Below are 11,741 nucleotides of genomic sequence, written 5' to 3' on the forward strand. Positions count from 1 at the left end.
CCCCGCGTCCAACCTCCCCGGCCCCGTCGACCTCGACGCCTACCCGCTTCCCCCACGCGTCAGCAGCTGACCGCCACAGGCCCCGCCCATTCCATGCACCGTCGAGCCAGCCGGGCGTCTCGGCAGCGCGCAGCAGCCCGTGCCCCCTCCTGCGCGCCTGCCGGCCTCGGTCGTGCTCCCGAAGATTCCTGTGCCTCGCTCCGTGCCGTGATGATCTCTGCGCGGAGGGAAAGGATCCCTAGGCCGTCGTGGCGGCGACGGAAACCGATCGATGGAATTCACTGGCCGGGGGCGGGGGCACGATCGCCACTCGGGTCCCCGCCGCGGCTCTCGATGGATGCGCGAAAGCCGCCTCGACACCGGATTCACCCGGGCGCCGAACCGCGGGTGGTTGAGAAGGATCTGCGCGGCCATCATCGGCCGTCCCACCTTCAGCGGGGCCATCATCCAGACCGGTACCGACTGCTACCGCCTCGCCACCCCAAGGCTCAAGCCGACCGAGCCACCGGCAGCCGACCCGACCCTCTGGGGGAGCGAATGCAACACTGCCCACAGAAATCTGGCTCCCCCGCACTGGTCTCGGTCAGCTCGTGCGACCCGGACCGCCCCTGTCGCCGTGTTCGACGTCATCACGCTGGCCGACGACGGCCGGATCCGTGCCGTTCTCGGATTCCTCGACCGCGTGCCCACGGCCTGAACGTACGCGCGACTCGTGTCCCTGCCGGTGGCGGGCCGCGCACAGCGCGGGCGGCGGAGCGCCTCTGCCCCATGAGGCAGAATGTCTGCTTCATGGGGGTAGTCGTCTTGGGGGTCGTGTGCTGCTCGTCGATCTGTCCACCGTGGCGCCACGCGAGCGGGCGGACGCGTTTCATCATGCGTTGACCGACTCGCTGGTGCCCAATGAAGTGGTCCACGAGGAGCCGGAGACGGGCATCCACGCGCGCATGGAGCTGTGGCAGGTGGGTGGGCTCGGGCTCTTCTCCACCCGCAATTCGGGCTTCGAGGTGCGCCGCAACGACCGGCACGTGCGCCATCACCGCAGCCGGCCGGTGATCTCGGTCTCGCTCCAGCCCGAAGGCGTCCATCGGGCCGAGATCGCGGGCAGGCAGCAGGTCCTCGGACCGGACGACATCTGCGTGTTCCACGAGCTGTCGCCCCGGGTCTACGGCTGGTCGGGCGACGGCGCGTCCCGGTCCATGATGTTCGACATGGACCGCCTGGACGTGCCGGTGGACGCCGTGGTGAAGGCCTCACTGCAACTGCGCGCCAGCCCCATGTACGACCTGGTCCTCAACCATCTGCGCGGGGTCTGGCGCGATCCGGGACGTCTTGAGGGCGACCCCGGCGCCGGAGCCCTCGCCACGGCCACCACCGAGCTCGTCCGCGCGCTGCTCGTCTCCGCCGCGCACGCCGAGGAGTCCCCTGCCGTCCGCTCGGCGATGGACGAGACGCTGCTCACACGGGTCCTGGCGTACGCCCGCCGCCACCTCGCCGACCGCGACCTGACACCGGAGCGGATCGCACGGGAGCACGCCGTCTCGGTGCGCAAGCTCTACGCCCTGCTCAACGACGCGGACATCAGACTGGAGCAGTGGCTCATCACCGAGCGTCTGGCCAAGGCGCGCGCGATGCTGACCGCGCCCCGCTACGACCGGCTCACCGTCGCGGCGGTGGGAGCGCGGTGCGGGTTCACCAGCCCGAGTCACTTCAGCCGCCGCTTCCAGGCGGCGTACGGCACGTCCCCGAGCGAGTGGCGCCGGCACCGCGACGTCGCGAGCACCGACGGCGGTTGAGGAGCGCCGGTACGGAGCGGCGCTCAGGCCGAGTGCAGGGCGGCGTGCAGTGTGTCCGTCACCTGGATGCGGGCCGCCCGGGACGCCTCGGTCCCGCGGAGCAGGTCGAAGAGCACGAAGCCGTGGATCGTGCCCTGGTAGCGGATCGACACGACGGGCACGTCCGCCTCCCTCAGCCGGGCCGCGTACGCCTCGCCCTCGTCGCGGAGCACATCGGCCTCGGCCGTCAGGACCAGCGCCGCCGGCAGACCGTGCAGCTTGCTCACCGGCGCGCGCAGCGGCGAGACAGTCCCGTGCTCCCGGCTCTCGCGGTCGGGCGCGTACTGCTGCCAGTAGCCGTGCATGGCGGCGCGACCGAGGAAGTACCCGTCCGCGAACCGCCGGTAGGACGGGGTATCCATCGCCGAGTCCGTCACCGGGCAGACGAGGACCTGGTGCCGGAAGTCAGGCCCGCCGCGCTCGTGCGCCACGAGCGTGAGGGCCGCCGCCAGCTGGGCGCCCGCGCTGGCGCCGACGACCGCCATCCTGGCCCCGTCCAGGCGGCACACCGCGCCGTGCCCCGCGACCCAGCGGGCCACCGTGTAGGCGCGCTCCACGGCGTGCGGATGGCGGGCGTCGCGCGGGGTGTCGTACTCGGGGACGACCACGGCGGCATCGGCGCCGAGCACGAGGTCGGCCAGCAGCCGCCGGTGCGCGTACGCGTCGGTCAGCATCCAGCCGAGGCCATGCAGGTACAGCACGACCGGCAGCGGCTCGTCGGCACCGGCCGGGCGCAGGATCCGTACCCTGATGCGGTTCCCGTCGTGCCCCGGCAGTGCCAGCCACTCCTCCTCGACGTCCGGGTCGTCCGCGCCGCCGCCGTCCCACAGGGCGGCCATGCGGGACCTGGACAAGGCGGGGTCGTCGGACCCGGGTTCGGATCCGGGTCCGGACGCGGACTCGGACTCGGACTCGGGCCAGGAGGGACAGGCATACGTTTCGGCGAAGACCCTCGTGTGCCGTTCGAGCACAGGTCTCTCCCCGACGACTGGACCGTCTGCTTCCACGGGGACTCCTGCGCAGGGGGCGGATCGCGGTGCCGTTCGCGGCTCCGCCGGCTCGGAGTACTCACCCTAGGACGCCATCGGCCGGAAAAGGGACCGGCGGCCCCGCTGATCCGTGCCGCTGCGTGCACACTTCGGGCGCGGCGCCCGAGGCGGACGCGAAAGGCAGTCATATGACCTAACGCCTCCTGCGGTCGGCGGCTCAGACTCACGGTCATGGGCCGTGGACCAGGGGTGACCGTCCCCCGCTGCCACGCACAGGGCACCGGCCCGGGGACGGTTGAAGGGAGCCCTCCGTGAGCACTCGATCCACAACGGCCGTGTCGCCGGGCACCGAGACCTCGACCGACGTGGAGTCCGCCTTCGCGCGCTGGCTCACTCCCCTCGTGACACCCGACGACACCGACAGGCGGGCGGACGGGTCCGTGTCGCTCCGGCAGTTCGGCTACGTCCGCATGCTCACCTGCGCTTCAGGGCCGCTGCGGCTGGTCCGCGCCCCCCGCCCGGCCGCGCCGGGCAAGGAGGAAGCGGTCGCGCTGCTCGTCCCGCGCGTGGGGACGGTGCGGCTGGTCCAGGACGGACGCGGCGCGTCCGTGGTACCGGGCGAGTCGGCGCTCATCGACCTGCGGCGCGCCTTCACCGTCGAGCACGAGGGCGCGGCCCGCACGCTCTTCCTGCGGCTGCCCCTGCACGCGCTGCACGTTCCCTCGGTCCCCCTGCGGTCCCTCACGGCCCGCGCGCTCCTGCCCCCCGCGGGCTCCGGGGCAGTTCTCCCTGCCCTGCTCCGGCACTTGGAGACCTCGGCCCCGCGGGTGTCCGCCCCGCTGGGCGAACGACTCGGCGGTCTCGTCACAGATCTGGTCGCCGGGCTCGTCGAGGACCTCGCCGAGGACACGGAAGGACCACCCGAGGACGACCGGCACCCCTTGGTCGTCACCATCCGCCAGTACATCGACCGTCACCTCGGCGACCCGGAACTGTCCGCGGACCTCATCGCCGCGGCGCACCTCATCTCGGTCCGCTATCTGCACCGCCTCTTCGAGGCCGAGGGCGTCACCGTCGGCAGGCTGATCCAGCGTCAGCGCGTCGAGCGGTGCGCCGGGGAGCTCGCGCGGCGCGGCCGGAGCAGTCCGTCCATCGCCGTGGTCGCCGCCCGCTGGGGCTTTCGCAGTCCAGCGCACTTCAGCCGCGCGTTCAAGTCCGTCTACGGCCACCCGCCGCAGCAGTGGCGGCGGATGGCGATGTCCGGGACGGCCGACGCCCCGAGGGCGCGTGTCTGACGGTGCCGTCAGCGGCGACCGGTGCCAGGTCCTTCGGCGGGTCTGGTCCGGCCGTCGCGCCAGTCGCTGGGCGACATGCCGTATGCCGTACGGAAACTGCGGCTGAAGTGGGTGGCGCTGGCGAATCCCCAGCGTCTGGCGACCGCCGCCACCGTGATGTCGTCGCGTGCCGGACGGGCCAGCTCGCGACGGGCCTCCTCCAGGCGGCGGTGCTGGATCCACCGGCCGACCGTGCTGCCCCGCCCCTCGAAGAGCTTGTGCAGATAGCGGATCGAGATGTGCTGGGCCTCGGCGACGGTGGCCGGTGTCAGGTTCCGGTCCCGCAGGTTCGCGTCGACGTACGCGCGCAGTCTGCGGACGAGGGCCTCGCGGTCCTGTCCGTCCTCGGGGGAGCCGGGTCCCGCGTCCTCGACGGCGAGCAGCGCGACGAGGTCGGCGACCGCCCCGGCCGAGCGGAGCGCGGCCCGTGACGGGGGACCGGGTTCCGCCGCGGCGATCTCGCTCAGGAGCGAGCCGAGCAGCGGCGCCATGTTCCCGTCGGCGAACGGCGCCCGTCCGGTCAGGTCGCGCGCCTGCCGGTCGGTGAGCGCCAGGGCCCGGTGCGGGACGTGCACCAGGTGCAGTTCGAACTCCTCCGTCTCCTTCAGGGTGAGGGGATGCGCGCCGTCGCGGAGGAAGACGTCTCCGGGCAGGCAGACCTCGGTGCTGCCCGGCCCGCCGAGCGTGGCCCGCCCCTCGGTGTGGAAGCCCAGCAGGACGTACGGGTCGGTCGCGGCGTCTGCGTCGGGAACGTGCCGGACCGGGCGCGCCGCTCCCCGGAACGTGCGGATACGGAGGAAGCCGAGCGTGCGGTCTGCGTAGGTGTCCCCCGTGGTGGGGGTGGGCGTGGTCGTCGTCACGCGATCAGCCTGCTGCGGTCGGACCCGCCTGACGAGATCGTGCGGCCTGCTGTGCGGGCAGGGGCACGAGCCGTGCACGCACAGGCAACGCGGTGGTGCCACGGTGGTCGCAGGCGACCAGGGGAGAGTCATGGGCAGCGGGCAGGGTGACAGGACGCTCGTCGGCCGTCGGCGCGAACAGGCGCTGCTGGAGCGGTCCCTCGATGCGGCGCGCAGCGGGGCGTACGGTTCGGCGACGGTGCTGCGCGGCGAAGCGGGCATCGGGAAGACGGCGCTGCTGGAGTGGACGGCCACGCGCGCGACGCGCGACGGGTTCACCGTCCTGCGCGTGGTGGGCAGCGCGTCGGAGTCCGGCATCGCCTTCGGTGCGCTGCACCGTGTGCTGCTGCCGCTGCGGGAGAACTCGCGCGGGCTGTCCCCGCACCAGCGGCTCGCCCTGGAACGGGCCCTGGGGCTGCGCGACGGGCTGCCGCCGAAGGGGTTCATGGTGGGCGCTGCCGCGCTGGCGCTGCTCGCCGAACAGGCGCGCCGCGCCCCGGTGCTGATCGTCGTCGACGACCTCCAGTGGGTGGACCCCTCCAGTGCCGCCGTCTTCGTCTTTCTTCACCAGCGGATCGTCGGTCTGCCCGTGGTCATGGTGTGCGCGAGCCGGTCGGACGGGTCCGCGCTGGAGGGCTGGCCCGCCCACCCGGTGGACGTCGAGGCGCTGTCGGGCGAGGACGCGCGGACGCTGCTGCGGCGCCGGCACCCGGGGCTCGCGGCCGGTGCCGTCCGGCGGGTGCTCGCGGCGGCCGCGGGCAACCCCCTCGCCCTGGCCGAGTTGCCCGGCCGACTGGCGGACGGGCATCGCAGGCGCGTCGTACCGCTCCCGGACCGGCTGCCGTTGGGCAGCCGTCTGGAGGAGGTGTTCGCGCGGCGGGTGCGGTCGCTGCCCGGGAGCGCGGCGCGCGTCCTGCTGCTCGCCGCGCTGGACGACGCGGCGGACGTCGCGGGCGATGCCCTGCGCCCGGGAGAACAGGGCGGAGCCGAACGGGTTCCGGACGCGATCGAGGCGAGCGGGCTCGCACGCTGGGACGCCGCGGGACGGCTGGTCTTCCGGCATCCCCTGGTGCGGAGCGCTGTGATCGCCGCCGCCCCGGACGCCGAACGGCGGTCCGCGCACCGGTCGTTGGCGGGACGGCTGCGCGAGGACGACCCGCGTCGGCTCCTGCACGAGGCGTCCGCCGCCGAGGGCCCGGACGAACGGCTCGCCGCCCGGCTCCAGGAGGCGGGCACCCGCATCGCGCTGCGCGGCGGTGACGCGGAGGGGGCCATGCTGCTCGACCGAGCGGCCGCACTCGGGACCGGTCCCGGCGACCGTGCGCGTCGTCTGACGTGGGCCGCCGTGATGTCGGCGCGGGGCGGGCGGCTCGCGTACGCGGGGGAACTCCTCAGGGAGATCCGGCGCGGTCCCGTGCCGGAGGACATCGCCCCGCTCTTCGCCTACGCGGTCGTGTACGTCGACCAGAGCCACCACGTGGACTTCGCCTCGTCCTTCGAGCTGCTGCCCGGGGCGCTGGAGGCGCTCACGGCGCCCGGCGCACCGGTCTTCGGTGATCTCGTCGAGCAGATGGCGTTCAAGCTGCTGCTCGCGTCGGCCTACACAGGTGACCCGCGCGGCTGGGACGTGCTCGAGCGGCATCGCGGGCACCTTTCCCCCGCCGTACGCCTGTGCCACCGCGCGTGGGCGGACCCGCCGCGCACGGCGCACGGCGCGGAGACGGACCTGCGGTCCCTGGTGGCGCGCGTCGCGGCCCGGCGGGAGACCGCCGGTGCCTGGCTGCTGCTCTGGGCTGCGTCGGCGGTGGACGCGGCCGACGAGGAGCTGCGGCGGCTCTTCGACGACGAGCACACGTACGCCACCCAGGGGTCCGTCGCGAAGGCACGATGCCATCAGGCGTTCCTGCGGGGTCGTTGGGACGCCGCCGAGGAGTGTCTGCGCGAGGCCGACACCGCGGAGGAGCTCGGGTACCACTGCAACGCCCTGCTCTTCCGGCACTATTACGCGCACTTCCTGGCGGGCCGCGGCGACGAGCGCGGGCTGCGCGAAGTACGGGCGCGGATCGGGCCGGTGGCGACGTCGGCACGGATGCGGTTCGTCACGGACCACCTGGACCGTCTCGACGCGCTCGCCGCACTGGCGCACGGGCGGCACGAGGAGGCGTACCTCCTGCTGCGCCGCATCATGCCGCCGGGCCGGCTGCCGCGCGGCCTCGCGTGGTTCCACCTCCCGTTCTTCGACTTCGTCGTGGCGAGCCTGCGCTGCGGCCGCCGGGCGGAGGCGCTGGCCCACGTCGCGGCGGGGCGGGCCGCGCGGATGGACTCCGTCTCCGCGCACCACGCCTTCCTCCTTGCGGCCGCGGCCGCGGTCACGGCGGACGACAGGGAGTCCGACGCGGCGTACGCGGCGGCCTGCGCGGTGCCGGGAGCCGGTGAGTGGGTCTTCGACATGGCACGCCTGCGGCTGCTGCACGGGGCGGGGCTGCGCCGTCGGGGACGCCGCGCCGAGGCGGTCGAAACGCTGCATGCCGCCGTCCGTGCCTTCCAGGGGCTGCGTGCGGATCCGTGGGTGGAGCAGTGCCGGGCCGAACTGCGGGCCGCGGACCGCACGTCGAACGGCACGACCGTCCCGGCCGCCGAGCTGACGGCGCAGGAGTTGCGCGTCGCCCGCCTCGTGTCCACCGGGCTCACGAACAAGGAGGTCGGCGCCGCGCTCCAGCTGTCGCCCCGCACGATCGGGGCTCATCTCTACCGGATCTTCCCGAAGTTGGGGGTCACGTCGCGGGCGGCTCTCGCGGGTGCTCTGACACAGATCGTCAACTGATTGATTCTCACGGATCTGGTCGCTGTCCCGGTCCTGCGTAGGGTTCCAAGAAGGCGGCAGACGGCGCGGCCGGCATCGTGGTGCGCGCCGCGTCCGACGGCTCGGGGCCGCCCGAAGGTACGCGCGTCGCCGTGGGAACGGCTCCCCCACGCGTGGGCGGAGCGGGTGGCGGTCGGCCCCGCCTCGCTCGGTACCGTCCCCGAGGGCGTGGACCTGGCCGACGCCGCCGCGCCGGGGACCGCTCGACCTCGCCAGTGATCCGGCAGTGCACTGCGCTGCTCACCCGCGGGGGTTCACGGACGGAACCTGAGAGGCTTCCAGGGCCCGTGCGATTCCTGCCCTGGTGGTGATGTCGAGCTTGGGAAAGATCCGGTAGAGGTGCGCGCCGACCGTCCGCGGGGAGAGCGAGAGCCGCGCGCCGATCTGCCGGTTGGTGAGGCCTCGGGCCGCGAGCCGGGCTATCCGTGTCTCCTGCGCCGTGAGCAGCGGGTGGTGCCCGGCTGTCCCGCCTGCCGCCTCGATGTCCGCGTCGGCCGCGGCGAGTTCACGGGAGGCCCGCGCGGCCCAGGGCGTGGCGGCCAGGCGGGTGAAGACGGTGAGCGCGGCACGGCAGTGCGCGCTCGCCTCCTCGGGCCGGTGCTGCCGGCGCAGCCGCACGGCGTGTGCCAAGTGGGCCCTGGCGAGCGGGAAGGGCCAGTTCTCCGCGTCCCGCTGGGCGTACACGGCCGCGTGCCGCTCGTCCGCCTCGTCGTCGGCGGCGGCGATGGCCTCGGCGACGGTCACCAGAAAGGTGTGGTGCGCCGAGACGCGGGCGAGGCCGGACGAGCGGACCGCCCTCAGATGGCGCCGGGCTTCCTCGGTCCGTCCGCTGTCGACCGCGGCTTGCACCCGGTCGACCAGTGAGAGATGCGTCCACGGGCCGCGGTCCTCGACCGCACCGGGCGCGGTGAGGTCACAGGCGTGGAGCCATGCCTCCTCGGCGTGCCCGTTGCCGAGGGCGCACAGCGTCAGCATCCCGCTCAACAGGTCGGTGACCAGGCGCAGACGGCGTTCGCATGCCCGGGTGCCGAGCACCGGTTCCAGTGCGGCGAGCCCCGCCCGGTCCCCGCGGGCGGCGAGGATCTGTCCCGCGGTCTGCAGGAACAGCGTCTCGGCCAGCGCGTAGCCGTGTTCCGCGGAGGTTCGCGCGCCGGCGCGCGCGGCGGCCAGGGCGGTGTCCCAGTTCCCGTGCAGGAAGTCGTCGTGGGCCCGGAGGCTGTCCGTGAACGTCTGGGTGGCGTACGCGTGCCTGCGGGCGAACGCGCTCCAGAGCGCGCAGTGTTCACCGAGGGAATCGACGGCCGCGGCCGTCCAGAGCAGCAGCCAGGCAGCGGTGGTCTCGCGGTCCGCGGGCAGGGCCGCGACCGCCTCGCGCAGCCGCCGCGGCACCTCGTGGACTGCCGGGCCGGGGCCGGACCAGGCCTGTCGGCAGAGCTCCGCCCCGGTGGGAGCGTCGGGGTGCGCCGCGTGCCGGTCGACGGCGCCCCACGCCCGCTCGTCCCCGGTGAGGGCTGCGGCGACGAGGAGAAGGAAGAGGATCGGGCCGATGAGTGCGGCGTGCTGGTCCGCGGCGTCCGGCGGGACCGGAGCGTCCAGGACGGCGGGCAGCAACTCGATGGCGGGACGTGGGTCGGCGTCGAGCTGGAGTCGGGTGCAGGCGACGGCGAAGGCGTACGGGGCGGCGGGTTCGGGCCTGCCGGGGCGTGCCGCGGCCTCGGCCTCGGCGAGGTGTTCCGCCGCCAGGTGCGGGCGACCGGCGCGTACGGCCAGGGCCGCGGCGGCGACGAGACGGGCGATCCTGCTCGTCCGGTCGGGGCTGAGTCCGGCCGCGCGCGCCATCAGTACCGCCGCCTCGGCGTCTCCGCCCTGGGCGGACATACGGTCGGCCTCGGCGTGCAGCCGTGCGGCGAGTTCGGCCTCGGTGCCGAGTGCGGCGGCCGCGAGGTGCAGGGTGCGCCGCGCGTCCTCGGCGGGCAGGGCGTCGGCGAGCTGCCGGTGGGCGGCGCGGAGTTCGGCCGGGGAGGCGAGGTGCGCCAGGGAGGCGCGCACCAGGGGGTGGTGGAACTCCAGGAGTTCCCGCTCCGGGTCGAGGTGCGCGAGCCCGGAGCGTTCGATGTGCTCTTCGATCCGGTGCCAGGGTGAGCCCGCGGCGTGCTCCGCCAGGTTCCGCAGCGTCGTGCGGTGCCGGGTGGAGGCATCGCCGAGGGCCGCGACGAGCAGGAGGTCGCGGGCGGCGGCGGGCAGGGCGCGCAGCCTGTCCTCGTACAGCCGCCCCAGGCGTTCCCCCAGGGGCAGTGCGTCGAACAGCTCGGGCATCTGCGGCGACGCGGGGCTCGCGAGGGATTCGGCACGGTCGGCGGCCAGTCGCCCCACCTGCTCCGGGAGTTCGTGCAGGGCGAGCGGGTTGCCCGCGGCCGCCCGCAGCACCCTGCGGCGCACCCCCTCGGGCAGGGACGGGTGGCGGGTCCGCAGCAGCAGCTCGGCCTGAGGCGCGTCCAGCGGCGGCAGGTCGATCACCTGTCCCGCCAGGCAGGCGGTGGTGTCGTGCTCCGCACGGTCGGCGGCCCGGCCGCGGCCGGTCGCGGTCCCGGTGCGCCGGGTCGCCGCGATCGCGACCAGGGGCAGCGGGGCCACGTGCCGTTGTACGTATCCGAACACGGCGACGCTGGACGGGTCGGCCCACTGCAGATCGTCCAGGAGTACGACCAGGGGGCGGCGTGCGGCGGCGTGGGCGAGCAGGGTGAGGGCGGCGCCCGCCACCGTGAACCCTTCGGGCGGGGCGCCCTCGCGGACGCCCAACGCGCTTTCCAGGGCGTGCCGCTGGTGTTCGGAGAGACCGTCGGAGTCGCCGAGGAGGGGCCACAGGACCTGGTGCAGGGCGGCGAACGGCAGCTCCGACTCGGCCTCCGCGCCGGTCATCCGCAGCACCCGCAGACCGGCCCGGCGGGCCGTCGCCTCGGCCGCTGCCAGCAGGGCCGTCCGACCCGTGCCGGGGTCGCCGCGCAGGATGACGGACGCCCCGGTGGTGGCGATGCCTGCCAGGGCCGCGTCGATGACCGCGCGTTGCGTCTCGCGCCCGGTCAACTCCGGTGCGCCGAGCCCGGACCCGGCCCCGGTCGTACTCCCCTCGCTCATGGCTTCGCCCCTGCCGTCGGCGCTCAGCGCTTCAGGACGCTGTCCAGCCACTCCAGGGCCTCGGGCGTCACCGGCTCGGTGAGGTCGGCGAACTCCTCGTGCTTCTTGAGGAACTTCGCCACGTAGGGGCAGACGGGCACGACGCGCAGACCCGCGCTCCGCACGTCCTCCAGGGCCTCCCGCACGAGGATCGAGGCCAGGCCCTGTCCGGCGTGGGCGTCGTCGATCTCGGTGTGGAAGAACACACGCCGGTCGTCGCGGTCACGGTACGCGGTGAAGCCCGCGCTCTCGCCGTCGACGAGGATCTCGTAGCGGTGCCTGGCGTCCACGCGCCGGACGGTCGGGGTGGTTTCGGACTGCGTCATCGTCGTACTGCCTTTCTGGGAAGCGTCAGGTACGCGCGGGGTTCTTGCGCGGTGCGATGGTGGCGTTGGGGAGGGCGGGCGCGGGGAGGCGGGCGCCGGGGTAGCCCTCGACCTCTCCGAAGCGGTCGGAGGCCGCTTCCCACGCCTGTCTGGCTTCGACGATGTCCTCGTGGCTGCGGCCGAGGAAATTCCACCACATGACGATCTCCTCCTCGAACGGCGTGCCACCCAGCAGGATCACGCGCGCCGCGGTGTCCGTCTCGTTCGTCAGCGTCAGGGCGGTGCGGCCGGAGCCGAGGTAGCCCAGCTCCGCCCGGTCGAGGG

Annotated in this window: 9 protein-coding genes and 1 pseudogene; 5 read left to right on the forward strand and 5 right to left on the reverse strand. The window is 74.2% G+C overall.

Translation table 11 applies throughout. The features are described 5' to 3' along the window. Positions 1-337 precede the first annotated feature (337 nt). Entirely contained in the window at positions 338-697 is a 360-nt protein-coding gene (locus AOK22_RS42935; RefSeq protein ID WP_244164953.1) for a hypothetical protein, read from the forward strand. 181 nt (positions 698-878) lie between these two features. Then, the gene (locus AOK22_RS23885; RefSeq protein ID WP_237773104.1) at positions 879-1,793 is read left to right on the forward strand and encodes an AraC-like ligand-binding domain-containing protein; all 915 of its coding nucleotides are present in this window, start codon (positions 879-881) and stop codon (positions 1,791-1,793) included. A gap of 23 nt (positions 1,794-1,816) precedes the next feature. Here the strand turns inward: AOK22_RS23885 and AOK22_RS23890 are convergent, their stop codons facing one another. Beyond that, on the reverse strand, positions 1,817-2,839 hold the full coding sequence (locus tag AOK22_RS23890; RefSeq protein WP_055700766.1) for an alpha/beta hydrolase: 1,023 nt from the start codon (positions 2,837-2,839) through the stop codon (positions 1,817-1,819). Positions 2,840-3,132: 293 nt separating this feature from the next. Between AOK22_RS23890 and AOK22_RS23895 the strand changes: the two genes are divergently transcribed. Next, complete coding sequence (locus AOK22_RS23895) at positions 3,133-4,116, forward strand: helix-turn-helix domain-containing protein (protein ID WP_079036773.1); 984 nt, start codon at positions 3,133-3,135, stop codon at positions 4,114-4,116. An 8-nt stretch (positions 4,117-4,124) separates the two neighbouring features. On the opposite strand, the gene AOK22_RS23900 is transcribed toward AOK22_RS23895, so the two are convergent. Continuing rightward, on the reverse strand, positions 4,125-5,015 hold the full coding sequence (locus tag AOK22_RS23900) for a helix-turn-helix domain-containing protein (RefSeq protein WP_055700768.1): 891 nt from the start codon (positions 5,013-5,015) through the stop codon (positions 4,125-4,127). Between the two features lie 130 nt (positions 5,016-5,145). On the opposite strand from AOK22_RS23900, the gene AOK22_RS23905 reads away from it, so the two are divergent. Together AOK22_RS23905 and AOK22_RS43885 are read left to right on the forward strand one after the other, a co-directional pair. Next, on the forward strand, positions 5,146-7,878 hold the full coding sequence (locus AOK22_RS23905; protein WP_055700769.1) for an AAA family ATPase: 2,733 nt from the start codon (positions 5,146-5,148) through the stop codon (positions 7,876-7,878). A gap of 65 nt (positions 7,879-7,943) precedes the next feature. Further along, positions 7,944-8,121, forward strand: a pseudogene (locus AOK22_RS43885) (zinc-binding dehydrogenase); the annotation flags it as partial. A gap of 36 nt (positions 8,122-8,157) precedes the next feature. Here the strand turns inward: AOK22_RS43885 and AOK22_RS23910 are convergent. The 3 genes from AOK22_RS23910 to AOK22_RS23920 all read right to left on the reverse strand — a co-directional run. Then, the gene (locus tag AOK22_RS23910) at positions 8,158-11,052 is read right to left on the reverse strand and encodes an AAA family ATPase (protein WP_063795319.1); all 2,895 of its coding nucleotides are present in this window, start codon (positions 11,050-11,052) and stop codon (positions 8,158-8,160) included. Between the two features lie 23 nt (positions 11,053-11,075). Further along, positions 11,076-11,417: a GNAT family N-acetyltransferase gene (locus AOK22_RS23915; RefSeq protein ID WP_055700771.1), complete on the reverse strand. Its 342-nt coding sequence runs from the start codon at positions 11,415-11,417 to the stop codon at positions 11,076-11,078. A 25-nt stretch (positions 11,418-11,442) separates the two neighbouring features. Beyond that, on the reverse strand, positions 11,443-11,741 hold a 299-nt coding region (locus tag AOK22_RS23920; protein ID WP_279617093.1), incomplete at its 5' end, for a pirin-like C-terminal cupin domain-containing protein.

This window comes from Streptomyces silaceus (assembly GCF_001419745.1).
GTDB lineage: Bacteria > Actinomycetota > Actinomycetes > Streptomycetales > Streptomycetaceae > Streptomyces > Streptomyces silaceus.